Here is a 24,975-nt window from a genome sequence, read left to right on the forward strand (position 1 = left end):
GGTTGAAGCCGGACGCTATCCTCCGACGTTCAACTGCGTCTACTGTGGGTCTGATTCAGGTTTTTTCTACTGCTTGGCTCTGCGTCTGAGAGCCAGGAAGGAACTGCGCGCTACAGGTTTTCCAGCGTTTGTAACAACACCCGTACCTTCGTCAGTGACTCCTGATACTCCGCTTCCCACTGCGAATCCGCCACGATCCCACCGCCGCCCCAGCAACACACCTGGCCATCCTTGACCAGCAAACTGCGGATGGCGATGGAGCTGTCCATCTCGCCGCGCACATCCAGGTACACCAACGAACCGCAGTACAGCCCGCGTCGGGTCGGCTCGAGTTCGTCGATGATCTGCATCGCGCGAATCTTCGGGGCGCCGGTGATCGAACCGCCGGGGAAGCTGCCGGCGATCAGGTCGAGGGCGTCTTTGTCGTCGGCCAATGTGCCGGTCACGCTACTGACCAAGTGATGCACGTTGGGGTAGCTTTCCAGGCTGAACAGTTCCGGCACGTTTACCGAGCCAGTGCGGCAGGTGCGGCCGAGGTCGTTGCGCAGCAGGTCGACGATCATCAGGTTCTCGGCGCGGTCCTTGGGGCTGGCCAGCAGTTCGGCGGCGTTGGCGGCGTCTTCTTCCGGCGTGAGGCCGCGCGGGCGGGTGCCTTTGATCGGGCGGGTTTCGACGTGGCGCTCGCTGATGTGCACGAAACGCTCCGGCGACAGGCTCAGTATCGCGCCGTCGTCCGGCAGGCGCTGGAACCCGGAAAACGGCGTCGGGCAGGCTTCGCGCAGGGCGCAGTAGGCTGCCCAGGGATCGCCCATGCATGGCGCGCGAAAACGCTGGGCGAAGTTGACCTGGTAGCAGTCGCCCGCCTGGATGTAGTCCTGGATGCGCACGATGGCCAGGCGGTAGGCCTCGGCGGTGAGGTCGGGCGCCATCGGGCCCTGGAGTTTGAACGTCGCGCAGGTGTCGACAGCCCCCTGGCTGAACAACGCGATCAGCCGTTGCCGTTCGCTATCTGCCAGCGAGGGATGAAACACCAACTGGCTGCTCTGCGCCTGGTGGTCACTGATCAGCGCCCAGGCGTACAGCCCGAAGCGCGCGTCCGGCAGGTGCAGGTCATCCACCGCCAACTGCGGCATGTGCTCCAGGTGCCGACCGAAGTCGTAGCTCAGGTAGCCGATCAAGCCGCCGGCGAACGGCAACTGCAAGCCGGCCGGGATTGCGGCTTCACCCAATCGCGTCAGGTTTCCCCGCAAGCGTTGCAGGAAAGCAGTGCCGCTTTCGTCAGGGGCTACCGTCAAGGTCGCTTCGGGCCAGGCGCTGAGCAGGTCGTAACGCCCACGCTCGGCCGCCGGGCGGCCGCTGTCGAGCAGTACCGCGCCGGGAGCATGGCGAATCGCCGCAAAATACTCGGCGGGGTTGGCCCGGTAGGGCAATGGGTGTACGGAGCAGGTCGACATGCGGGGCCTTGGCGGCAGCGGCAAGCTTCAAGCTTTCAGCTGCAAGTTAAAAAACGGTTGCACATTCTTGCAGCTTACAGCTTACAACTCGTAGCTGTTTTTCTAGCCTTCCACGGGCGGAATATGCCCGAACATCTCCTGCACAAACTTCACCCGCTCTTCCGGGGTTTCCGTCACGCCGGCGGCCTTCAGTTCTTCCAGTCGTGCCTCCACCGCATGGGTGCGCAGGGTCAGGCCGCAGTCGTTGGCGATCTGGATATTGAGCCCTGGCCGCGCATTCAGCTCAAGGATCAGCGGGCCTTTTTCCTGGTCGAGCACCATGTCCACGCCGATATACCCCAGCCCGCACAGCTCGTAGCAGCCGGCCGCGAGCTTCATGAACCCGTCCCAGTTGGGCAGTTGCACGCCATCCACCGCGTTGGTGGTGTCGGGGTGCTTGGTGATGATGTTGTTCAGCCAGGTACCGCGCAGGGTCAGGCCGGTGGCGAGGTCGACGCCCACCCCTATCGCGCCCTGGTGCAGGTTGGCCTTGCCACCGGACTGGCGGGTCGGCAAGCGCAGCATCGCCATCACCGGGTAACCCATCAGCACGATGATGCGAATATCCGGCACGCCTTCGTAGCTGATGCTCTTGAAGATCTGGTCGGGCACCACGCGGTATTCGATCAACGCACGGTCGCGGTGGCCACCCAGGGAATACAGGCCAGTGAGGATGCTGGAAATCTGATGTTCGATCTCTTCATGGCTGATGATCTTGCCCGACACCGTGCGGTAGCGCCCCTCAAAACGGTCCGCCACTACCAGGATGCCGTCGCCGCCGGCGCCCTGGGCCGGTTTGATCACGAAATCGCTGCGCCCGCCAATGATCTCGTCGAGCTTGTCGATTTCTTTCTCGGTGGAGATCACCCCGTACATTTGCGGCACATGGATGCCGGCGGCGATGGCCCGTTCCTTGGTGATGATCTTGTCATCCACGATGGGGTACAGGCTGCGCTTGTTGTACTTGAGCACGTAGTCGGCATTGCGCCGGTTGATGCCCATGATCCCCCGCGCTTCCAGGGCTTTCCAGGTCTTCCAGAAGCCGAACATTACGAGTCAGCCTTGAGGAAGGCCTTGAACCGCACCAGTTCGGTCAGGCGGTAGCCGCGATAGCGACCCATCGCCAGCATGAAGCCCACCAGGATCAGCAGGATCGCCGGGAAGGTGAATACAAAGTAGATCAGCTCCGGCACGCTCATGATGATGTGCGCCAGGGAAGCGGCGAACAGCGTACCAATCGCCACCTTCATGGCATGGCCACCGCCGCGCTCTTCCCAGGTGATCGACAGGCGTTCGATGGTCATGGTCAAAATCACCATCGGGAACAGCGCCACCGACAGCCCGCGCTCCAGCCCCAGCTTGTGGCTGAACAGGCTGATGGCCGCGATCAGCACCACGACGAAGGTCAGCACCACCGACAACCTCGGCAGCATCTGCAACTTCAAGTGTTCCAGGTACGACCTGAGGGACAGGCCCAGCGCCGTGATAATCGTAAACAGCACGATCCCGAAGCCCAGCTGCGTCTCGCGAAATGCCAGGGCAATCAGCACCGGGGTAAATGTGCCCAGGGTCTGCAGGCCGATCAGGTTGCGCAGGATCAGGATCACCAGCACGCCAATCGGGATCATCACCATGATCATGAAGGTCTGCTGGGTTTGCAGCGGCAGGCCGTACAGCGAGTACTCGAGGAAGTTGGCGTCGGTGTTCTCGTCGGTCAGCTTGGCCAGGCGAATCGCGTTCATTTCGCTGTTGTTCAGGCTGAAGGTGACCATGGCTTTCTTGCCGCCATCGACGGTGATCAGGTTTTCATCGCCGGTCCACCACAGCAGGCGGTCGGTGGGCAGGCCTTGCTCGCCGGTTTCCGGGTTGAAGTACAGCCAGTCGTTGCCATTGAAGCTACGCAGCCACAGTTCCGGGGTTTGCGGCTGGTCGGCCACCAGGCGGATGGTGTGGACCTTTTCCACCGGCACATGGGCGATGGACAGCAGCAACTCGACGATCTTGGCCTTGTGCGGCGTGGATGGATCGCCCGCCAGCAACAGCTTCACATTGTCGTCGTTGAGGTTGTTGGTGCGCTTGATGGCTTCGGTGATAAAGGTCTCGACGTCGGCCGAATGCTGGCGGATCGGCGCCAGCAGGGCTTCGGCGGCAATTTTTTCCGGGCCTTCCACGGCGATACTGTCGCGGAACGTCGGGCCCTTGATCTTGGTTTTTTCGCCGCTGTAGCGCTTGGTCAGCACCAGGCGGTAATACAGGGTCTGGTTGCCTTTGGCGCGGCGTGCCGACCAGGTGACCTTGCGGTTGCCGTCGATGCGGTTGACGCTCACCCCGTAGTTATTCGAGATAAAGCTCTCATTAAGGCTGACGAAGTCGCGGCTCAACGGCGGCACGAACATCTGGATCTTCACCGGGTCTTTCGGGTTGGCGACGAACTCGACCTTGGCGTCGATGTTCCACAAGTCGTCGGTGGCGTCCTCGGTGACGGGAATGCCCAGCACGAAAATCTGGTAGGCGGTGACCGAAATACCCAACACCACCAGGATGGCGATCAGGATTCTCAGGTGCAGGGTTAGAGAGCGCATTCGGTTTACTCGGCGGTATGAGCGTCGGCGGCGCAGGCAGGTTTGCCTGCTGCGTATTTAAGACTGGGGTCGACCAGCGCATCAAAGCGTTTGAGCGCTTCGGAGCCGATCAGCAGCGGGTATTGGAAAGCGCTGCGGTCAGTCAAGTTCACTTCGATGCTGCGTAAAGCGGTGCCCATGCAGATGTCCAGGGCAATCACTGGGCGGGCGGTGTAGTTCTTGTCCTCATCGGGGTCGTAGTCACCGGCGCGTCGCTTGATCTTGCTGACGCGGGCCAGGGGGCGTTCGATGGGGTGGGAATGGGCGGTGTCGATGGCCAGGTAGAAGCGCACCCAGGATTCGCCGTTGCGCTTGAAGCGCTTGATGTCGCGGGCGCTGAGGGAGGCGGTCTTGGCGCCGGTGTCGAGCTTGGCGGCCACTTCCAGGTCGATGCCGGCCAATTGGGCGTATTCGTTGAGGCCATACACGGTCTTCTCGGCGGCAGCGCCAAGGCTCGGTATGGACAATAGGCAAAACAATAGGGGGAAGGGCTTGAGTCTCATAGATCCTGAGGCGGTGCAGTGCGATGTTCAATTCAAGGCGACTGGCATTGCTGCGCAAACTCCCTTCGTGCGCCGTTTCATCAAGCGATGTCAGGCAAATGCGGGCGGCATTCTAACATGATGCTTTTTCGGCGCCAGCGCTGGCAGCCGGCCATGCCCCGGTGGAGTGCAGTAGGGGTTATTAGACGATTGTCGACAATGTTGATTTATTCTTTGACTATTCGGGCCTGATTGGCTAGTTTTTGCGACATTGCTTTTAAAGGTGTCGACAATATGCTCGATCAAGCGGAAGCCCCGGTGGCACCGTCAGACGAATCCCAGACCATGTCGGAAAACGTCTTCCGGCGTATCCAGGCCGCCATCGTCAAGGGCGAGATTGCCCCCGGCAGCAAGATCTCCGAGCCGGAACTGGCCCGCACCTACGGCATCAGCCGTGGCCCGCTGCGCGAGGCGATCCACCGCCTGGAAGGCCAGCGCCTGCTGGTGCGCGTGCCCCATGTAGGCGCCAGGGTCGTGTCCTTGAGCCACGCCGAGCTGATCGAACTCTATGAAATCCGCGAGTCCCTGGAAGGCATGGCCTGTCGCCTGGCCGCCGAGCGCATGACCGACGTGGAGATCGAAGAGCTGCGTCAGGTGCTGCACACCCACGAGCGCGACGCAGCGTTCCAGGCGGGTGTCGGCTACTACCAGCAGGAAGGCGACTTCGATTTTCATTACCGGATAATTCAAGGTGCGGGCAACCGCACCCTCACCCAAATGCTCTGCGGCGAGCTGTACCAACTGGTGCGCATGTACCGTATCCAGTTCTCCGCCACCCCCAATCGTCCACGCCAGGCCTTTGCCGAGCATCACCGCATTCTTGATGCGATTGCCGATCGCGACGGTGAACTGGCCGAGTTGTTGATGCGCCGGCATATCGGTGCTTCCAAACGCAATATTGCCCGTCATTTCCCAGGCGGCGCCCCTGATAGAGGTGAGTCATGAGTTCGAACAATAAAAGCACACCCGGCCAGCGTTTCCGTGACGCGGTCGCCAGCGAGCACCCCTTGCAGGTGGTGGGTGCAATCAATGCCAACCATGCGCTGTTGGCCAAGCGCGCCGGCTTCAAGGCGATCTACCTGTCGGGTGGCGGCGTAGCGGCGGGTTCTCTCGGCGTGCCGGACCTGGGCATCACCGGCCTGGATGACGTACTCACCGACGTGCGCCGTATCACCGACGTCTGCGACTTGCCGCTGCTGGTAGACGTGGACACCGGTTTCGGCTCCTCGGCGTTCAACGTCGCGCGCACGGTCAAATCAATGATCAAGTTCGGCGCCGCCGCGATTCATATCGAAGACCAGGTCGGCGCCAAGCGCTGCGGCCATCGTCCGAACAAAGAGATCGTGTCCCAGCAGGAAATGGTCGACCGCATCAAGGCCGCCGTGGATGCGCGCACCGATGACAGCTTCGTGATCATGGCGCGTACCGATGCCCTGGCCGTCGAGGGCCTGGAGTCCGCGCTGGAGCGTGCCGCCGCCTGCATCGAAGCCGGCGCTGACATGGTGTTCCCGGAAGCCATCACTGAACTGGAGATGTACAAACTGTTCGCCGCCCGTGTGAAAGCGCCGATCCTGGCCAACATCACCGAGTTCGGCGCAACTCCCCTGTACACCACCGAACAGTTGAAATCTGCCGATGTTTCCATCGTGCTGTACCCGCTCTCGGCCTTCCGCGCCATGAACAAGGCCGCCGAGAATGTCTACACCGCGATCCGTCGCGACGGCACTCAACAGAACGTGATCGACACCATGCAAACCCGCATGGAGCTTTACGACCGCATCGACTACCACACCTTCGAGCAGAAGCTTGACGCGCTGTTCGCCGCGAAAAAGTGACGAACACGCCTCCCTGAATAACGACAAAATTGGAGAAAAACCATGGCTGAAGCAAAAGTACTGAGTGGCGCCGGCCTGCGTGGCCAGGTAGCCGGGCAGACCGCACTGTCCACCGTGGGCCAGGCCGGTGCCGGCTTGACCTACCGTGGCTACGATGTGCGCGAACTGGCCGCCGATGCGCAGTTTGAAGAAGTTGCCTACCTGCTGCTGTACGGCGAACTGCCGACCCAGGCCGAACTGGCCGCCTACAGCGCCAGGCTGAGTAAGCTGCGTGACCTGCCGCAAGCGCTGAAAGAAGTGCTCGAACGCATCCCCGCCGACGCCCACCCGATGGACGTGATGCGCACCGGTTGCTCGTTCCTCGGCAATATCGAGCCGGAAAAAGACTTCAGCGTGCAACGCGACGTGACCGACCGCCTGCTCGCCGCGTTCCCGGCGATCATGTGCTACTGGTACCGCTTCAGCCACGACGGCAAGCGCATCGACTGTGTGACCGACGAGCCGAGCATTGGCGGCCACTTCCTGCACCTGCTGCACGGCAAGAAGCCGAGCGAACTGCATGAAAAAGTCATGAACGTGTCGTTGATCCTTTACGCCGAGCACGAGTTCAACGCCTCGACGTTCACCGCGCGGGTGTGTGCCTCGACATTGTCCGACCTGTATTCCTGCGTCACCGCCGCCATTGGCTCCCTGCGCGGCCCACTGCACGGCGGCGCCAACGAAGCGGCGATGGAAATGATCGAGCGTTTCGGCTCGGCGGAGGAAGCCGTCGAAGGCACCCTCGGCATGCTGGCGCGCAAGGACAAGATCATGGGCTTCGGCCACGCGATCTACAAAGACAACGACCCGCGTAATGAAGTGATCAAGGGCTGGTCGAAAAAACTTGCTGACGAAGTGGGCGACACCGTGCTGTTCCCGGTCTCCGAAGCCATCGACAAGACCATGTGGGAACAGAAAAAACTGTTCCCCAACGCCGACTTCTACCATGCCTCGGCGTACCACTTCATGGGCATCCCGACCAAGCTGTTCACGCCGATCTTCGTCTGCTCGCGGCTTACAGGCTGGGCCGCGCATGTGTTCGAGCAGCGCGCCAACAACCGCATCATCCGTCCAAGCGCCGAGTACATCGGCGTCGAACAGCGCAAGTTCGTGCCAATCGAACGTCGCTGAATGGGAATACCGACGATCCCGAAGTGGAAACCGGACCAAGTGTGGGAGGGGGCAAGCCCCCTCCCACATTTGCATCGCATTCCAGCCCCGGATCAGCCGGCTCCGTTTGTAATCACCGTGACCGAGTCCTGACGATGAACACTGAGTTTCGCAAACCGCTCCCCGGCAGCCGCCTGGATTACTTCGACGCCCGCGCGGCAGTCGATGCAATCAGCCCCGGCGCCTACGCCACCTTGCCCTACACCTCTCGTGTGCTCGCCGAGAACCTGGTGCGCCGCTGCGACCCGGCCACCCTCAATGCTTCCCTGAGCCAACTGATCGAACGCAAGCGCGACCTCGACTTCCCTTGGTTCCCGGCCCGCGTGGTGTGCCACGACATCCTCGGCCAGACCGCGCTGGTCGACCTCGCCGGCCTGCGTGATGCCATCGCCCTGCAAGGCGGCGACCCGGCCCAGGTCAACCCGGTGGTGCCGACCCAGTTGATCGTCGACCACTCCCTGGCCGTCGAAGCCGGTGGTTTCGATCCGGACGCGTTCGAGAAAAACCGCGCCATTGAAGACCGTCGCAACGAAGACCGCTTCCACTTTATCGAGTGGACCAAAAAGGCCTTCAAGAACGTCGACGTGATCCCGCCGGGCAACGGCATCATGCACCAGATCAACCTGGAGAAAATGTCCCCGGTGATCCAGGTGCGTGACGGCGTGGCCTTCCCGGATACCTGCGTCGGCACCGACAGTCACACCCCCCACGTGGATGCCCTGGGCGTGATCGCCATTGGCGTCGGTGGCCTGGAAGCCGAGAGCGTCATGCTTGGCCGCGCCTCGTGGATGCGCCTGCCGGAAAGCGTTGGTGTCGAACTGACCGGCAAGCTGCTGCCGGGCATCACTGCCACCGACATGGTGCTGGCCCTGACCGAGTTCCTGCGTCAACAGAAAGTGGTCGGCGCCTGGCTGGAGTTCTTTGGCGAGGGCGCGTCCAAACTGACCCTCGGTGACCGCGCGACCATCTCCAACATGGCCCCGGAATACGGTGCCACGGCGGCAATGTTTTATATCGACCAGCAGACCATCGCCTACCTGAAACTCACCGGCCGCGAAGACGAACAAGTCACCCTGGTCGAGCAATACGCCCGTCAGACCGGCCTGTGGGCAGATGACCTTAAAGGCGCGCGATACGAGCGTGGCCTCACCTTCGACCTGTCCAGCGTCGTGCGCAACATGGCTGGCCCGAGCAACCCGCACGCCCGCGTCGCCACCCGCGACCTGGCTGCCAAGGGCATCTCCGGGCAGTGGGATGACGTGCCGGGGCAAATGCCCGACGGCGCAGTGATCATCGCCGCCATCACCAGCTGCACCAACACCAGCAACCCGCGCAACGTGATCGCCGCCGGGTTGCTGGCGCGTAATGCCAACAAGCTTGGGTTGACGCGCAAGCCGTGGGTCAAGTCGTCCCTGGCTCCGGGTTCGAAAACCGTGGCCATGTACCTGGAAGAAGCCGGCCTGGGCCATGAGCTGGAAAAGCTCGGCTTTGGTGTGGTGGCATTTGCCTGCACCACCTGCAACGGTATGTCCGGCGCGCTCGACCCGGTGATCCAGCAAGAGATCATCGACCGCGACCTGTACGCCACCGCCGTGCTCTCGGGTAACCGTAACTTCGACGGGCGTATTCACCCTTACGCCAAGCAGGCGTTCCTGGCTTCGCCGCCGCTGGTGGTGGCCTATGCGATTGCCGGCACCATCCGCTTCGACATCGAGAAGGACGTGCTCGGCCTCGACGCCGACGGCAAGGAAATCCGCCTGCAGGACATCTGGCCGAGCGACGAAGAGATCGACGCGGTGGTCAAGGCCTCGGTCAAGCCGGAGCAGTTCCGCGCGGTGTATATCCCGATGTTCGCGATCCACGAAGACACCGGCCCGAAGGTCGCGCCGCTGTACGACTGGCGCCCGCAGAGCACCTATATCCGCCGCCCGCCATACTGGGAAGGCGCGCTGGCCGGTGCGCGGCCGCTCAAGGGCATGCGCCCGCTGGCGGTGCTGCCGGACAACATCACCACCGATCACCTCTCGCCGTCCAACGCGATCATGCTCGACAGCGCCGCCGGCGAATACCTGGCGAAAATGGGCCTGCCGGAAGTCGACTTCAACTCCTACGCCACTCACCGTGGCGACCACCTGACCGCGCAGCGCGCGACGTTCGCCAACCCGAAACTGTTCAACGAAATGGTGCGGGAGAACGGCAAGGTCAAGCAGGGCTCCCTGGCGCGGATCGAACCGGAAGGCAAGGTCACGCGGATGTGGGAAGCCATCGAAACCTACATGGAGCGCAAGCAGCCGCTGATCATCATTGCCGGCGCCGACTACGGCCAGGGCTCGTCCCGCGACTGGGCCGCCAAGGGCGTGCGCCTGGCGGGTGTGGAAGCGATTGCCGCCGAAGGTTTCGAGCGCATCCACCGCACCAACCTGGTAGGCATGGGCGTGTTGCCCCTGGAGTTCCTGCCGGGCACTGACCGTCACACCTTGCAGATTGATGGCAGCGAAACCTACGACGTGATCGGCCAACGCACCCCGCGTGCGCAGTTGACGCTGGTGATCAATCGCAAGGATGGCGAACGTGTCGAGGTGCCGGTGACGTGCCGCCTGGACACCGCCGAAGAAGTGTCGATCTACGAGGCGGGCGGCGTGTTGCAACGTTTTGCCCAGGATTTCCTGGAATCGGCGACCACCGCCTGAAGAGGATGACCATGGCACACGCAGCGCAAATCAAGATCCCCGCCACCTATATGCGTGGCGGTACGAGCAAGGGCGTATTTTTCAACCTCAAGGACCTGCCCGAGTCGGCGCAGGTGCCGGGAGCGGCGCGGGATGCCTTGCTACTACGGGTGATCGGCAGCCCCGATCCCTACGACAAGCAAATCGACGGCATGGGCGGTGCTACATCGAGCACCAGCAAAACCGTGATCCTCGCCAAAAGCACCCGCGCCGATCACGACGTGGACTATCTGTTTGGCCAGGTCTCCATCGACAAACCTTTTGTCGACTGGAGTGGCAACTGCGGCAACCTGTCGGCGGCGGTGGGTTCGTTCGCCATCAGCGCGGGGTTGGTCGATCCGGCCCGCGTGCCCCGCAACGGCGTGGCGGTGGTGCGGGTCTGGCAGGCGAATATCGGCAAGACCATCATCGCCCACGTGCCGATCACCGACGGCGCGGTGCAGGAAACCGGCGACTTCGAGCTGGACGGCGTGACCTTCCCGGCTGCTGAAGTGCAGCTGGAATTCATGGACCCGGCAGCGGAAGAAGAGGGCGGCGGCGGCTCGATGTTCCCCACCGGCAACCTGGTCGACGACCTGGAAGTGCCGGGTGTCGGCACCTTCAAGGCGACGCTGATCAACGCCGGTATCCCGACGATTTTCATCAATGCTGAAGACCTCGGTTACACCGGCACCGAGCTGCAAGGCGCGATCAACAGCGACCCCAAGGCCCTGGCGATGTTCGAGACCGTACGGGCCTATGGCGCGTTGCGCATGGGGCTGATCAAGCACCTCGACGAAGCGGCCCAGCGCCAGCACACGCCGAAGGTTGCGTTTGTGGCCAAGCCTGCGGATTACATGGCGTCGAGTGGCAAGGCGATCAAGGCCGGCGATGTGGATTTGCTGGTGCGCGCCCTGTCCATGGGCAAGCTGCATCACGCGATGATGGGCACGGCGGCGGTGGCGATCGGCACGGCGGCGGCGATTTCCGGCACCTTGGTCAACCTCGCCGCGGGCGGCATTGAGCGTAATGCCGTGCGCTTCGGGCATCCCTCCGGCACGTTGCGCGTGGGGGCTGAGGCCACCCAGGTGAACGGTGAATGGGTGGTGAAGAAAGCCATCATGAGCCGCAGTGCAAGGGTGTTAATGGAAGGTTTCGTTCGCGTCCCCGGCGACTCTTTCTAAAGTCCAACACCAATCCCCTGTGGGAGGGGGCTTGCCCCCGATAGCGGTGTGTCAGTCGACACATTCATCACTGATCCACCGCCATCGGGGCATAGGTATCTACACATCTTGAGCCGAGCCCCCTGCGTAGATACCGTCTTATCCAGCACCGCGTAAAACCCCGTAGCAGCTGCCGAGCCCCGGCGAGGCTGCGTTGGCCGCGACTCGAGCTTGAATCGGCAGCGCGCCTGACGCAGCCTCGCTTGCGCTCGGCAGTTGCTACGGGGGGAGGCCTTGATGGGGTTGGCATTCGTAGCAGCTGCCGAGCCCCGGCGAGGCTGCGTCGGCCGCGACTCGAGCTTGAATCGGCAGCGCGCCTGACGCAGCCTCGCCGGGGCTCGACAGCTGCTACGCGTTATCCTACTGACGTTGTGTAGATACTTATGCTCATCGGGGGCACCTCAGTGTGTCAGTCGGGTTCACAGCCCTTGAGCACCAACCGAATAATCGTCTGCGCCGCCGCTTCATAATCAGCCTCATCCAGCTTGGCCTTGCCGGTCACCGCCGAAATCTGCCAGTCGAAATCCGCATACGTCTGCGTCGCCGCCCAGATGCTGAACATCAGGTGATTGGGGTCGATCGCCGCGATCAACCCGCGATCCACCCAGCTCTGGATGCAGTCGATATTGTGCTTGGCCTGGGCGTTGAGTTGTTCGACCTGATCGGCACTCAGGTGCGGCGCGCCATGCATGATTTCGCTGGCGAACACCTTGGAAGCGAAGGGCAGGTCGCGGGAGATGCGGATTTTCGAGCGGATATAATTGCTCAGCACTACCGAAGGCTCACCCTCGGGATTGAACGGCGTGGAAGCCGCCAGGATCGGCTCGATAATGCTTTCGAGCACCTCGCGGTAGAGGTTGTCCTTGGACTTGAAATAGTAATAGACGTTGGGCTTGGGCAGCCCGGCCTTGGCGGCGATGTCGCTGGTTTTGGTCGCGGCGAAGCCCTTGTCGGCAAACTCCTCGCTCGCCGCCCGCAGGATCTTTTCTTTGTTGCGCTCGCGAATGGTGCTCATAAAATGCTCAGTCTCACAGATACTGTTTCTTTTTGACGGCGTCTATTGCCGCCATTCTGCGTCGCCGCTCCTCCCCATAGCGAGCTATGAGTCGTCGCGGCTCCTTGCCTGACGACAACAGCCACTCGCCAAAAGAGAAACGTATCTATGAAACTGAGCACGGGAGGTTTCCTTGCCAGGACAGGCGGTTGCGCATGGTAGCACCGGCCATCCGCGGGCCTCAACAATGTGCCCGCAAAGCTCTGCGCCACGTTATGCTCGCCCTATCTCCCCCTTACGGATGTCCGATTCATGGCAGGAAGCAGCTTGTTGGTGTTGATTGATGATATCGCCGCGGTACTCGATGACGTTGCCCTGATGACAAAAGTGGCCGCGAAGAAGACCTCCGGCGTGCTGGGTGACGACCTGGCGCTTAACGCCCAGCAAGTTTCCGGTGTGCGCGCCGAGCGGGAAATTCCCGTGGTGTGGGCGGTGGCCAAGGGCTCGTTTGTTAATAAGCTGATCCTGGTGCCGACGGCGCTGTTGATCAGCGCCTTTGCTCCCTGGGCGGTGACGCCCTTGTTGATGCTCGGCGGTGCGTACCTGTGTTTCGAAGGCTTCGAGAAGCTCGCGCATAAATTCCTGCACAGCAAGGCTGAAGACCAGGCCGAACACACGCAATTGGTCGAAGCCGTGGCCGACCCGGCGATTGATCTGGTGGCCTTCGAAAAGGACAAGATCAAAGGCGCGATCCGCACCGACTTCATCCTCTCGGCCGAAATCATCGCCATCACCCTCGGCATCGTGGCTGATGCGCAACTGATGCAGCAGGTGATCGTGCTGTCGGGCATCGCCATTGTCATGACCATCGGCGTCTACGGCCTGGTGGCCGGTATCGTCAAGCTCGATGACCTGGGCCTATGGCTCACCCAGAAGCCCGGCCGGATCGCGCGCAGTGTTGGTGGCGCTATCCTGCGTGCGGCACCGTACATGATGAAGGGCCTGTCGGTGATCGGCACGGCGGCCATGTTCATGGTCGGCGGCGGCATCCTCACCCATGGCGTACCGGTGGTGCATCACTGGATTGAGAGCGTGAGCCAGGGCGCCGGCGGCATCGCTTGGTTGATGCCGACCTTGCTGAACGCCATGGCGGGGATTGTCGCCGGGGGGCTGGTGTTGATGATGGTGTCGCTGGTTCGCACGGTATGGCAGCGCACCAAAAGCTAGGCGTGGCATTCATCGTCACGCGCGCTCCCCGTTCCAGCGATTTACCGAGTTTGGATACATAAAAATTATTCCGACGTTATCGGAATAATTTTTATGGAGGCGGCCAGTATTGCGTTCAGGACGCCATAGGGCCGTCAGCATCAGCGTAGCGCTGCTTATCTTGGACCGGGTTGCAGCCCTGGATAGCCTTGTTCGATGAAGCGCACAAGCATGCTCGCTTCGGAATTCCAAAGATGCATCTGGCCGTTGTTCGGCGTTGAAGAGTTGCGCGCGGACGGGGTTTTAAAACCAGTGTCTATGCGGTCGTTGTTGGGCGTCGAAAATGCATGTGGGGTGCTATCAATGTATGTAAGTACCCGCAGGGCATTGGCTGCGATGTTAGCGCGGTCGTAGGGCGTGAGTTTATGCAGATCATGCTGGGGCACACCGCCGACTTTGATGAAAAAATCCTGAAGTTGGGCTTGAGTGAGCACGGAGGGGGTGGTGCTAGTGCCAAAAATCGAACTAAAAAGAGGCGCTTTGTAGAGGTCGTGGTGGCTACGATGGTCACCCTTGTCCCTCCCGGTATTTTGGGTTGGGGGCATGTGCTTTACTTCGTTCTGATGTGTGGACGTAGTCGTAGGAATCGTTTCCACGTTTGAGTTTGTTGCTGGAGGGCTGGATAACAGCATCTGTGTCGGCCTTTAAAATAGAGCGTCTGATGGGATGTTTTCAGGTAGGTGATCGTCAGGTGCTTCAGGCATTAACTGAACCTGATAGGCACGCTCTTAGTATTGAGTTTTTTTCTCGGATAGTTCCCAGGCGAAGTGCGCGCACTGTGTGGGAGATGCTTGAGTCTGTTGTGCGAAAAAAAAGGCCATCCAGATTATCTGGATGGCCTTTGAATGCTGCTGGAGATGGCTACTCGGCAATCTGCAACTTGCGCGACTCGGTATAGATATACCGCACCTTCTCATACTCGAACGGCGAGTTCATCTGGCCATAACGGAAGCTGGTCTGGTAGCGCTTGTCCACCGCGCGCAGGGCCCAGATTTCCGGGTGGTTGGAGCTGACTTCGGAGACGTTCAGGAAGTTGATCTGCGACTCGGCGGTGTAGTCCACCAGCAAACCGCCGGTGTCGCGCAGGTTCGATGGGCCGAAGATCGGCAACACCACGTAGGCGCCACCGGGCACGCCGTAGAAGCCCAGAGTCTGGCCGAAGTCTTCGCTCTGGCGCGGCAGGCCCATGGCGGTCGCCGGGTCCCACAGGCCGGCGATACCGACGGTGGTGTTGAGCAGCAGGCGCCCGGTGGTTTCCAGGGAACGGTGGCCCTTGAGTTGCAGCAGGCTGTTCAACAGGTTGGGCACGTCGCCCAGGTTGTTGAAGAAGTTGCTCACCCCGGTGCGCAGGAAGCTTGGCGTGACGTAGCGGTAACCGTCGACCACCGGCAGGAACACCCATTGGTCAAAGCGGTAGTTGAAGTGGTACACGCGGCGGTTCCACGATTCGAGCGGGTCATACACGTTGAGGGCGTTGACGGAGGAGCGTTCGAATTCGCGCTGGTCCAGGCCCGGGTTGAACTTGAGTTTGCTCAACGGCTCCTTGAAACCATCGGAGTCCATCACCACAGGGGCGTGAGCCTTGCTGTTGTCGGCATTGGCTACGCCCGCACACATCAGGGCGGTGAGCAGCAGAAGATATTTAGCCACGGAAGAACTCCAGCATGGCGTCGGCGTTGACGCGGTAATTGAGGTTGCCGCAATGGCCGCCCAGCGGGTAGACGGTCAAGCGATCGCCGAAGGTTTTACGCAGGAAACCGAGGTCGCCCGGGCCGAGGATCACGTCGTCGGCGTTGTGCATGACCGCGATTTTCGGGCTCGCGTGCAGGTAGTCCTTGAGGGCGTACAGGCTCACCTGGTCGACCAGTTGCAGCAGGCTGCCGCCGTCGGAGCGGGCGCGCCACATCGGGATCACTTGTTCGGTGAGGTAGCAATCGAAGTCGCATTGCAGCGCACGCTTGAGGAACGGCGTAAGGCTGGTGCCTTCGCTGATCGGGTACTTCGGCGGGATGATCAGGCCACGGCGGTTGATCAGGTCCGAAGTAAAGGCGATGTCGGCCGCCGAGAAGCGGAACGAGGTGCCGATCAGCATGGCCATCTGTTCGTTGGTCAGGTGCTGCTTGGATTGCTGGAAGTCGTAGAGCAGGGCGTCGTTGAGGTCGATGTAGCCCTTTTGCTGGAAGTAACGGGTCAGCTTGTTCAACACCAGTTCATAGAACGTGGTGGTGTTGTTGATGCCCTTGACCTCGGTTTGTACCAGCTTGTCGAGGTTGGTGATCGAGGTGTAGAGATTGACCGGCGGGTTGAGCAGCAGCACTTTCTTGAAGTTGAAGCTGCGGCGGGTCTCGTCGAGCTTGCTGACAAACGCCGCATCCAGCGCACCGAGGCTGTAGCCGGTGAGGTAGAAGTCGGTCACCGGCAGCGAGGCATTCTGTGCGCGCACGGCCTGCATCACACGGTACATGTCTTCGGCGTCTTCCTGGCTGATGCCGGGGGTGGCGAAGCGCGACGCTGAGGCGATGAAGTCGAAGCTGGTGGGCGACGACAGTTGCACCACGTGGTAGCCGGCCTGGTAGTACAGTTTTTTCAGGTATTCGTTGATGCTGCTGTCAAACCGTGCACCGGTGCCCGCGATCAGGAAGATCAGCGGCGCGGCGCGGTCTTGCTTGGCGATGCGGTAAGTGAGCTTCTTCACCGCCCAGAAATTGTCCGGCAGGCTGAACTCGCGCTCGGGGCGCATATTCAGGGTGTAGTCGGACTGGTTGATCTCGTCATCGGTCGGCAATGTAGGCCGAAGGTCAGGCGGTGTGGTGGCGATGGTCGCTTCGAACGGGTTGGTCAAAGGGTAGCCATAGCTGGCTTGGTCGATATCGACGGCCAGTGCTGACGCACTCAAAAAAAGGCTGCCCAGCAGAGCAGCACAGCGCAAGGAACGGAGCATGACTTAATCCCTAAGAGGAAACGTGCTTAATGAAGTTCGCAGGCTATGACCACCGCGTTGCCACCGAAGTGCCAGCCTTCGGCACGAAAAGTCGGAAAATAACGTCGGAATCGGGGTAATAGTAGCGAGACGATACACTTTGCCATGCATTAGTGAACACTAATTGTGTGTATGCACCTTGCTAACGGCCACTGGCGCATTAAGCTGAGCGCCGTTTTTGCCTATCGGAGTGCTCCATGTCCCGCCGCTTGCCGTTGATTCTGCTGCTTATTGCCCTGCCGTTATGGCTGGCTGCCAGTTATGGCGCACGTTACGGCTTTATGGAAGATGGCCAGTGGGTCGGCATCTGTGCCGACGAGGCCAGCCGCTGGGAATGCCAGGTGCGTTCGAACCTGGGCTTGATGATTCACTTCAAGGTGCTGGGCTGGGCCGCGCTGGTGACTTCGGTGCTGGGGTTTTTCGTGCCGGGTCGCGCGGGCTGGGGCTTGGCGGTGCTGGGGCTGGTGTTTGGGTTTCCTGCGCTGGCGTTGTACAACACCACGTTTGCGGTGTTTGCAGTAGTGATTGCGGGGTTGCGGTTGGTCAGGCAGCCGCGGGGCGGTCTCAAGTCCTGCGCATCCGCAAGCACCGCCACAAAGCCACCACCATCAACACGCTGACCAGCGCCCAACCCCAAGCCTGTTGGTTCAGCAAGCCTTCTCGGTACAACTGCGGCGCAATGCCGGCACCGATAATGAAGGTCAGCAGCGCGATCTCCCGGCGCGGCCCGGTCACCGGGCGAACCAGGTACACCAAGGCCGGCAGCAGCAGTGCCGCGCTCGGGAAGCTGCGGTAGCGTGGGTCAAACACCAGTGCGAGCATCATCACCGCACCCGCGAACCCGGCGATTGCCACCAGCCAGCCTGCACGTTGTTCCAGCCAGATGAACACCCGTTCGCGCCAGCCTTCACGGGCACTCAGGGCCAGGGCCGCGTGAGTCAGCACCAGCAGGTTCAGCGCCACCAGTAAACCGGCCCACACCCACTCATCGTTGAAGCGCGCAGTCACGCGGGTCAGTTCAGCCCAGGTGCCGATGGAGCAGGCAGCCACTGCACCCAGCAGTGGCAGGGTCAGCGCGGCGCGAGTGCTGCGAACGCGACCACCGAGCACCAACGTGCCCAGCAGGATGAGCCCGCCCACCCCCAGCCACAACGGCCAGTACGGCACGTTGGTGACGGGACCGGCGAGGATGCCCTTGTCCTGGCGATCGGCATCGAACAAGCCCCAGTAACCCCCTACTGCGCCTTCACTGGCGCGCTTCCACGGCTGGTCAAACGCTTCGATCAGGTTGTAGTGCCAGCCATTGGCTTCGGCCATGGCCACGAAACCACGCATGAACTTGGCTTCGTTGACCCGGCTCGGCACCGCGGTTTCGCGCTGGCGGCCTTCGCTGGGCCAGCCGGTCTCGCCGATCAATATGTCCTTGGGCGCGAATTTGTTGCCAAAGGTCTGGCGTACATCGCCCACATGCTTGAGGGCCTGGTCGATGCCGGAGGGGTCATCTTCCCAGTAAGGCAGCAGGTGGATGGTCAGGAAGTCCACCGCCGGGGCGATTTCCGGGTGCTGCAGCCAGAACTCCCAGACGTCGGCATAGGTGACCGGTTGCTTGATCTGGCTTTTGACTGTGTGGATCAGCGTCACCAGCTGTTTGGCGGTGACTTCCTTGCGCAGCAGGGCTTCGTTGCCGACGATCACCGAGGTGATCACGTCGGGGTTGGCGTTGGCCGAGGCGATCAGCTCGTCGATCTCCTTTTCGGTTGTCACTGGGTCACTGCTGACCCAGGCACCTGCCATCACCTTCAACCCATGCTTGCGCGCCAGGCCCGGCAAGGCTTCCAGGCCGGTCATGGAGTAGGTGCGAATGCATTCGAAGCGGGTAGCCAGCAGGGCCAGGTCGGCGTCCATGCGCTCGGGGCGCAGTTTGAAGGGTTGGTCGAAGGGCGATTGGTCCTTGTCGAACGGTGTGTACGACGCGCATTGCAGCTTGTGGCTGGCACTGGCGACATCCGGCAGCACCACCGGCCGGCCGAGGCCATACCAGTAACCAGTCAGGGCCAGCAGGCCGAGGATCAAAGCGAGGCAATAGGGCAGGGCAGGAAAGCGGGCAGTCGCGGGCATGGTCGGCTTAATCTGGGGGAGCAAAGGCGCGCATCTTACCCGGATTTGCGCTATCCCAGTGGGGCTGCATAATTTTGACATGCAAAGTTCAGGCGGGATTGTGGGGTTAAGTCCTACAAAAAGTCCTGCTGGCGATGTGATGTCGTTTCTTGCTTGCATGAGGTCGCTGACAGAGCAGGTCGAAGGCCCCGGCAGGTTGATGATCGACGTGTCAGCACTCCACTGATGTCGCAGCAGCCGGATCGATGCGCGTGAAGGGGGCGCGGTGCACCACATAACAACAGGTTGACGTCGCTCGGCATCCGCCGGGCGCAGCACTTTCGGGGAAGTACGATGAAGATGCGACGACTCTTGGGCGCAGCTGCCACTCTGGTAGTTGCGATGAGCTCCACACTGGCCAGCGCCGACAGCAAAACCCTGAGCATCGGTTATGTAGATGGTTGGTCCGACAGCGTTGCCACCACGCACGTGGCGGCAGAGGTGATCAAGGCCAAGCTCGGTTATGACGTGAAACTGCAAGCGGTCGCCACCGGGATCATGTGGCAGGGCGTGGCCACCGGCAAGCTCGATGCCATGCTTTCCGCCTGGCTGCCCGTGACCCACGGTGAGTACTGGGCCAAGAACAAGGACAAGGTGGTCGACTACGGCCCCAACTTCAAGGATGCGAAGATCGGCTTGATCGTGCCGGAGTACGTCAAGGCCAAGTCCATCGAAGACCTCAAGACCGATACCACCTTCAAGAACAAGATCGTCGGCATCGACGCCGGTTCAGGCGTGATGCTCAAGACCGACGAAGCCATCAAGCAGTACGGTCTCGATTACAAGCTGCAAGCCAGTTCGGGCGCCGCCATGATCGCCGAACTGACCCGCGCCGAAGACAAACAGGAATCCATTGCGGTCACCGGCTGGGTGCCACACTGGATGTTCGCCAAGTGGAAACTGCGTTTCCTGGACGATCCAAAAGGGATTTATGGTGCTGCTGAAACCGTCAACAGCATCGGCAGCAAGGGCCTGGAGAAGAAAGCGCCGGAAGTCGCGGCCTTCCTGAAGAAATTCCAGTGGGCCTCCAAGGACGAAATCGGCGAAGTCATGCTGGCTATCCAGGAAGGTGCCAAGCCTGATGCGGCCGCCAAGGACTGGGTTGCCAAGCACCCTGAGCGTGTAGCCGAGTGGATCGGTAAATAACGCCCCAATGCCTTGATACAACCCCTGTGTGAGGGGGCTTGCCGCCGATAGCGGAGTGTCAGTCAGCTTATCTGTAGCTGACTCACTGCCATCGGGAGCAAGCCCCCTCCCACATTATTTTCGTCACCCGTAAATGTTTCTGCGCCCTCTCAATCCCTCGCTACACTCCCTCTACTACTAAGGTCGTCTGGAACCTGTTCCGCAGCCGCATACAGTGGATACGTTCCAATAATAAAAAAGCTGTGCTGCGAGGATAAAAACAATGAACGACAGCATTTACCTCTCGATTCAAAACAGCCCGCGTTTCAAGGAGCTGGTGAGAAAAAGGGAAAGGTTCGCCTGGATTCTCTCGGCGATCATGCTCGGGCTGTACTCCGGATTCATCCTGTTGATCGCCTACGGGCCACAAATACTGGGGGCTAAACTCAGCCCCGGCTCATCCATCACCTGGGGCATCCCCATCGGGGTCGGGCTGATTGTCTCGGCCTTTGTCCTCACCGGCATCTATGTGCGACGCGCCAACGGCGAATTCGACGACCTGAACAATGCGATTCTCAAGGAGGCTGCGCAATGATCCGTCGTCTATTGGCTGTATTCGGCGCTTCGGTCTTCGCGCCCGCTGTTTGGGCCGCGGATGCATTGACCGGTGAAGTGCACAAACAACCGCTGAATATCGCAGCGATCCTGATGTTCGTGGCCTTTGTCGGCGCGACGTTGTGCATCACCTACTGGGCGTCCAAGCGCAACAAGTCGGCGGCCGACTATTATGCGGCCGGCGGCAAGATCACCGGTTTCCAGAATGGCCTGGCGATTGCCGGTGACTACATGTCGGCCGCGTCCTTCCTGGGTATTTCCGCGCTGGTGTTCACCTCTGGCTACGACGGCCTGATCTACTCGATCGGCTTCCTGGTGGGCTGGCCGATCATTCTGTTCCTGATCGCCGAGCGCCTGCGTAACCTGGGCAAGTACACCTTTGCCGACGTGGCGTCCTATCGCCTCGGGCAAACCCAGATCCGCAGCCTGTCGGCCTGTGGTTCCCTGGTGGTGGTGGCGTTCTACCTGATCGCGCAAATGGTGGGTGCGGGCAAGCTGATCCAGCTGCTGTTCGGCCTCGACTACCATGTGGCGGTGATCCTGGTCGGGATCCTGATGTGCATGTACGTGCTGTTCGGCGGCATGCTGGCGACCACCTGGGTGCAGATCATCAAGGCAGTGCTGTTGCTGTCCGGTGCCTCGTTCATGGCGCTGATGGTGATGAAGCACGTCAACTTCGATTTCAACATGCTGTTCTCCGAGGCGATCAAGGTTCACCCTAAAGGTGAAGCGATCATGAGCCCCGGCGGCCTGGTGAAAGACCCGATCTCCGCGTTCTCCCTGGGCCTGGCACTGATGTTCGGTACCGCCGGCCTGCCGCACATCCTGATGCGCTTCTTCACCGTAAGCGACGCCAAGGAAGCGCGTAAGAGCGTGCTGTATGCCACTGGCTTCATCGGCTACTTCTATATCCTGACCTTTATCATCGGCTTCGGCGCTATCCTGCTGGTCAGTACCAACCCGGCGTTCAAGGATGCTGCAGGTGCCTTGCTGGGCGGTAACAACATGGCGGCGGTGCACCTGGCCAACGCGGTGGGCGGCAGTATCTTCCTGGGCTTCATCTCGGCTGTGGCCTTCGCCACCATCCTGGCAGTGGTTGCCGGTTTGACCCTGGCGGGTGCTTCGGCGGTGTCCCATGACCTGTACGCCAGCGTGATCAAGAAAGGCAAGGCCAACGAGAAGGATGAGATTCGCGTATCGAAGATCACCACCATCGCCCTGGCAGTGCTGGCAATCGGCCTGGGTATCCTGTTCGAAAGCCAGAACATCGCGTTCATGGTCGGCCTGGCGTTCTCGATTGCCGCCAGCTGTAACTTCCCGGTACTGCTGCTTTCCATGTACTGGAAAAACCTCACCACCCGTGGCGCGATGATTGGCGGCTGGTTGGGCCTGGTCAGTGCCGTTGGCCTGATGATCCTGGGTCCGACCATCTGGGTCTCGATCCTGCATCACGAAAAAGCCATCTTCCCGTACGAGTACCCGGCGCTGTTCTCGATGATCATCGCGTTCGTCGGCATCTGGTTCTTCTCCATCACCGACAAGTCGGCGGCGGCAGAGAAAGAGCGTGCGCTGTACTTCCCGCAGTTTGTGCGTTCGCAGACTGGCCTGGGGGCAAGTGGGGCGGTGAATCATTGAGGAGTTGCAAGCTTTAAGCTACAAGCTGCAAGTTAGAAGCAGTGTTGTGTAGAGAAATACCCCTGTCGTGAGGCAGGGGTATTTTTTTGCCTGTAGCTAATAGCTTGAAGCTTGCAGCTCACTAAATCCCAGCCAAAAAAAACGGCCTCATAAGGAGGCCGTTTTATTTGGCTGGGATTTAGTGCCGATCTTCCAGCTTGGTAATGTCACGCGACTCGTAGCCGGTGTACAGCTGGCGCGGACGGCCAATCTTGTACGGGCTGGAGAGCATTTCTTTCCAGTGGGAGATCCAGCCCACGGTCCGCGCCAGGGCGAAGATCACGGTGAACATGCTGGTTGGAATGCCGATCGCCTTGAGGATGATCCCCGAGTAGAAGTCGACGTTCGGGTACAGCGAGCGTTCGATGAAGTACGGGTCGGTCAGGGCGATCTCTTCCAGGCGCATGGCCAGTTCGAGTTGCGGATCGTTCTTGATGCCCAGTTCCTTCAACACTTCGTCGCAGGTCTGCTTCATGACGGTGGCGCGCGGGTCGCGGTTCTTGTAGACCCGGTGACCGAAGCCCATCAACTTGAACGGATCGTTCTTGTCCTTGGCCTTGGCGATGAACTTGTCGATGTTGGACACATCGCCGATTTCATCGAGCATGGTCAATACGGCTTCGTTCGCACCGCCGTGGGCAGGGCCCCACAGTGCGGCGATACCGGCGGCGATACAGGCGAAGGGGTTGGCACCCGAAGAGCCTGCCAGACGCACGGTAGACGTCGAGGCGTTTTGCTCGTGGTCGGCGTGGAGGATGAAGATCCGGTCCATTGCCTTGGCCAGCACCGGGCTGATCGGTTTGATCTCGCACGGGGTGTTGAACATCATGTGCAGGAAGTTTTCCGCGTACGTCAGGTCGTTGCGCGGGTACATCATGGGTTGGCCCATGGAGTACTTGTAAACCATTGCGGCCAAGGTCGGCATCTTGGCAACCAGGCGGATCGCGGAAATTTCGCGATGCTGCGGGTTATTGATGTCGAGGGAGTCGTGATAGAAGGCCGACAGGGCACCAACCACGCCGCACATGACGGCCATCGGGTGGGCGTCGCGACGGAAGCCGTTGAAGAAGGTCTTCAACTGCTCGTGAACCATGGTGTGGTTCTTCACGGTGCTGACGAACTGGGCTTTTTGCTCGGCTGTTGGCAGTTCGCCATTTAGCAGCAGGTAGCAGGTTTCCAGGTAGTCCGACTGTTCAGCCAGTTGTTCGATCGGGTAGCCGCGGTGCAGCAGGATGCCATTGTCGCCGTCGATATAGGTGATCTTCGACTCGCAAGAGGCGGTCGACATGAAGCCTGGGTCGAAAGTGAAACGGCCCGTGGCCGTCAGGCCCCGTACGTCGATAACATCGGGACCAACGGTGCCGGTTAAAATGGGCAGCTCGACGGGGGCTGCGCCCTCGATGATCAACTGCGCTTTTTTGTCAGCCATGTGGCCTCCTATTTATGCTTCAAATCATCAGACAGACCCCCCACGCAGGGCCCGCACCACTATAGTGAGATAAATTCAGATGTCAATTTGCCTAAAGTCTTGCCCCAGAAGGCTTTAACCGTACTTTTTCCTCGAAATTGCCTGCCATTTACGCCTTTTATCCCGCCAGCGCAATCCGCTATTAGGGTGAGGAGCGCGCGTTGTCATTAGTAACCTAACTGTCTATACTCGGCCACCGACCGCCAAGGGCTTTTGGGCTTGCTTTCATTGGGGGTCGCACTCCCTGGGTGGTGCTTACCTGACCAGTCGCACTCCCCAACAACTTTGCCCTGATTGTTAGGGGCTCTTCAGTGTGAAAAAAAGCCGTGAATAGCCAACGACCTGTAAACCTAGACCTAAGGACCATCAAACTCCCCATCACCGGCGTTACGTCGTTCCTGCACCGTGTTTCCGGCATCATCCTGTTCCTGGGCTTGGGCATCATGCTTTATGCATTGAGCAAATCCCTGGGTTCCGAGGAAGGATACGCCGAGGTGAAGGCATGCTTGACCAGCCCGCTGGCCAAGTTCGTAGCATGGGGCCTCCTGTCCGCTCTGCTGTATCACCTGGTAGCCGGTGTGCGCCACTTGATCATGGATATGGGCATCGGTGAGACGCTGGAAGGCGGCCGCCTGGGCTCGAAAATCATCATCGCCATTTCCGTGGTGCTGATCGTTCTGGCAGGAGTTTGGATATGGTAACCAGCGTTACGAACCTATCGCGTTCGGGCCTCTATGACTGGATGGCACAGCGTGTGTCTGCGGTCGTTCTCGCGGCTTATTTCATTTTCCTGATCGGATACCTCATCGCAAACCCGGGCATTGGCTACGAGCAATGGCACGGGCTGTTTTCCCACAATGCGATGCGAATCTTCAGCCTGCTGGCCCTTGTAGCCCTGGGTGCTCACGCCTGGGTCGGCATGTGGACCATCGCGACTGACTACCTGACGCCGATGGCGCTGGGCAAGTCCGCGACCGCAGTCCGTTTCCTCTTCCAGGCAGTATGCGGCGTCGCGATGTTCGCTTACTTCGTCTGGGGTGTGCAGATTCTTTGGGGTATCTGATT

At 60.5% G+C, this 24,975-nt stretch carries 22 protein-coding genes; 12 read left to right on the forward strand and 10 right to left on the reverse strand.

What is annotated here, in order from left to right; genetic code table 11:
• Positions 1-110 precede the first annotated feature (110 nt).
• The 4 genes from pabB to AB1462_RS19905 form a co-directional block, all read right to left on the reverse strand.
• The gene (gene pabB, locus AB1462_RS19890; protein WP_367247726.1) at positions 111-1,454 is read right to left on the reverse strand and encodes an aminodeoxychorismate synthase component I; all 1,344 of its coding nucleotides are present in this window, start codon (positions 1,452-1,454) and stop codon (positions 111-113) included.
• Between the two features lie 102 nt (positions 1,455-1,556).
• On the reverse strand, positions 1,557-2,543 hold the full coding sequence (locus AB1462_RS19895) for an alpha-L-glutamate ligase-like protein (RefSeq protein WP_090400363.1): 987 nt from the start codon (positions 2,541-2,543) through the stop codon (positions 1,557-1,559).
• Positions 2,543-4,075, reverse strand: a complete 1,533-nt coding sequence (locus AB1462_RS19900) for an inactive transglutaminase family protein (protein ID WP_090400362.1) — start codon at positions 4,073-4,075, stop codon at positions 2,543-2,545. Before AB1462_RS19900 ends, AB1462_RS19895 begins: the two co-directional genes overlap by 1 nt.
• Positions 4,076-4,080: 5 nt before the next feature.
• Positions 4,081-4,617 (reverse strand): ATP-dependent zinc protease, encoded by a 537-nt coding sequence (locus AB1462_RS19905; protein WP_027603668.1) that lies wholly within the window; start codon positions 4,615-4,617, stop codon positions 4,081-4,083.
• Positions 4,618-4,890: 273 nt separating this feature from the next.
• On the opposite strand from AB1462_RS19905, the gene AB1462_RS19910 reads away from it, so the two are divergent.
• The 5 genes from AB1462_RS19910 (at position 4,891) to prpF (ending at position 11,592) form a co-directional block, all read left to right on the forward strand.
• Complete coding sequence (locus AB1462_RS19910) at positions 4,891-5,601, forward strand: GntR family transcriptional regulator (protein ID WP_090400361.1); 711 nt, start codon at positions 4,891-4,893, stop codon at positions 5,599-5,601.
• A complete protein-coding gene (gene prpB, locus AB1462_RS19915; protein WP_027603670.1) occupies positions 5,598-6,491 on the forward strand; it encodes a methylisocitrate lyase in 894 nt (297 codons plus the stop codon). The genes AB1462_RS19910 and prpB overlap by 4 nt, the downstream gene beginning before the upstream one ends.
• Positions 6,492-6,533: 42 nt before the next feature.
• Positions 6,534-7,661, forward strand: a complete 1,128-nt coding sequence (gene prpC / locus AB1462_RS19920; protein WP_259191227.1) for a 2-methylcitrate synthase — start codon at positions 6,534-6,536, stop codon at positions 7,659-7,661.
• A gap of 134 nt (positions 7,662-7,795) precedes the next feature.
• Complete coding sequence (gene acnD, locus AB1462_RS19925; protein WP_259191226.1) at positions 7,796-10,390, forward strand: Fe/S-dependent 2-methylisocitrate dehydratase AcnD; 2,595 nt, start codon at positions 7,796-7,798, stop codon at positions 10,388-10,390.
• Between the two features lie 11 nt (positions 10,391-10,401).
• On the forward strand, positions 10,402-11,592 hold the full coding sequence (prpF, locus tag AB1462_RS19930) for a 2-methylaconitate cis-trans isomerase PrpF (RefSeq protein WP_259191225.1): 1,191 nt from the start codon (positions 10,402-10,404) through the stop codon (positions 11,590-11,592).
• A 448-nt stretch (positions 11,593-12,040) separates the two neighbouring features.
• On the opposite strand, the gene AB1462_RS19935 is transcribed toward prpF, so the two are convergent.
• On the reverse strand, positions 12,041-12,646 hold the full coding sequence (locus AB1462_RS19935) for a TetR/AcrR family transcriptional regulator (RefSeq protein WP_090407140.1): 606 nt from the start codon (positions 12,644-12,646) through the stop codon (positions 12,041-12,043).
• Between the two features lie 291 nt (positions 12,647-12,937).
• Between AB1462_RS19935 and AB1462_RS19940 the strand changes: the two genes are divergently transcribed.
• Positions 12,938-13,852: a DUF808 domain-containing protein gene (locus AB1462_RS19940; RefSeq protein WP_367247729.1), complete on the forward strand. Its 915-nt coding sequence runs from the start codon at positions 12,938-12,940 to the stop codon at positions 13,850-13,852.
• A 155-nt stretch (positions 13,853-14,007) separates the two neighbouring features.
• On the opposite strand, the gene AB1462_RS19945 is transcribed toward AB1462_RS19940, so the two are convergent.
• The 3 genes from AB1462_RS19945 to AB1462_RS19955 all read right to left on the reverse strand — a co-directional run bounded on the left by AB1462_RS19945 (position 14,008) and on the right by AB1462_RS19955 (position 16,832).
• Positions 14,008-14,436 (reverse strand): hypothetical protein, encoded by a 429-nt coding sequence (locus tag AB1462_RS19945; protein WP_367247730.1) that lies wholly within the window; start codon positions 14,434-14,436, stop codon positions 14,008-14,010.
• A gap of 316 nt (positions 14,437-14,752) precedes the next feature.
• Positions 14,753-15,541 (reverse strand): VacJ family lipoprotein, encoded by a 789-nt coding sequence (locus AB1462_RS19950; RefSeq protein WP_367247731.1) that lies wholly within the window; start codon positions 15,539-15,541, stop codon positions 14,753-14,755.
• A complete protein-coding gene (locus AB1462_RS19955; protein ID WP_027607050.1) occupies positions 15,534-16,832 on the reverse strand; it encodes a serine/threonine protein kinase in 1,299 nt (432 codons plus the stop codon). The genes AB1462_RS19950 and AB1462_RS19955 overlap by 8 nt, the downstream gene beginning before the upstream one ends.
• Before the next feature lie 236 nt (positions 16,833-17,068).
• On the opposite strand from AB1462_RS19955, the gene AB1462_RS19960 reads away from it, so the two are divergent.
• Positions 17,069-17,491, forward strand: coding sequence for a hypothetical protein (locus AB1462_RS19960; RefSeq protein WP_090407125.1), 423 nt, complete (start codon positions 17,069-17,071; stop codon positions 17,489-17,491).
• Here AB1462_RS19960 and AB1462_RS19965 read toward each other — a convergent pair.
• Complete coding sequence (locus AB1462_RS19965; protein ID WP_315339257.1) at positions 17,436-18,989, reverse strand: glycosyl hydrolase family 17 protein; 1,554 nt, start codon at positions 18,987-18,989, stop codon at positions 17,436-17,438. The two genes, AB1462_RS19960 and AB1462_RS19965, sit on opposite strands and share 56 nt — an antisense overlap.
• Before the next feature lie 333 nt (positions 18,990-19,322).
• Here AB1462_RS19965 and AB1462_RS19970 point away from each other — a divergent pair, with 333 nt between their 5' ends.
• The 3 genes from AB1462_RS19970 to AB1462_RS19980 all read left to right on the forward strand — a co-directional run bounded on the left by AB1462_RS19970 (position 19,323) and on the right by AB1462_RS19980 (position 22,403).
• Complete coding sequence (locus AB1462_RS19970) at positions 19,323-20,174, forward strand: glycine betaine ABC transporter substrate-binding protein (RefSeq protein ID WP_146371517.1); 852 nt, start codon at positions 19,323-19,325, stop codon at positions 20,172-20,174.
• Positions 20,175-20,436: 262 nt separating this feature from the next.
• The gene (locus AB1462_RS19975; protein WP_024074297.1) at positions 20,437-20,748 is read left to right on the forward strand and encodes a DUF485 domain-containing protein; all 312 of its coding nucleotides are present in this window, start codon (positions 20,437-20,439) and stop codon (positions 20,746-20,748) included.
• Complete coding sequence (locus AB1462_RS19980) at positions 20,745-22,403, forward strand: cation acetate symporter (protein ID WP_090407113.1); 1,659 nt, start codon at positions 20,745-20,747, stop codon at positions 22,401-22,403. The genes AB1462_RS19975 and AB1462_RS19980 overlap by 4 nt, the downstream gene beginning before the upstream one ends.
• A gap of 178 nt (positions 22,404-22,581) precedes the next feature.
• On the opposite strand, the gene gltA is transcribed toward AB1462_RS19980, so the two are convergent.
• Positions 22,582-23,871 carry a citrate synthase gene (gltA, locus tag AB1462_RS19985; RefSeq protein ID WP_090407109.1) on the reverse strand — a complete coding sequence of 430 codons (1,290 nt, stop codon included), beginning with the start codon at positions 23,869-23,871 and terminating at the stop codon, positions 22,582-22,584.
• Between the two features lie 365 nt (positions 23,872-24,236).
• Between gltA and sdhC the strand changes: the two genes are divergently transcribed.
• Positions 24,237-24,611 carry a succinate dehydrogenase, cytochrome b556 subunit gene (gene sdhC, locus AB1462_RS19990; RefSeq protein WP_003172804.1) on the forward strand — a complete coding sequence of 125 codons (375 nt, stop codon included), beginning with the start codon at positions 24,237-24,239 and terminating at the stop codon, positions 24,609-24,611.
• Entirely contained in the window at positions 24,605-24,973 is a 369-nt protein-coding gene (sdhD, locus tag AB1462_RS19995) for a succinate dehydrogenase, hydrophobic membrane anchor protein (RefSeq protein WP_090407106.1), read from the forward strand. Before sdhC ends, sdhD begins: the two co-directional genes overlap by 7 nt.
• Positions 24,974-24,975: the final 2 nt, after the last annotated feature.

Origin of the sequence: Pseudomonas sp. SB113 (genome assembly GCF_040754745.1) — a bacterium.
Classification (GTDB): domain Bacteria; phylum Pseudomonadota; class Gammaproteobacteria; order Pseudomonadales; family Pseudomonadaceae; genus Aquipseudomonas; species Aquipseudomonas grimontii.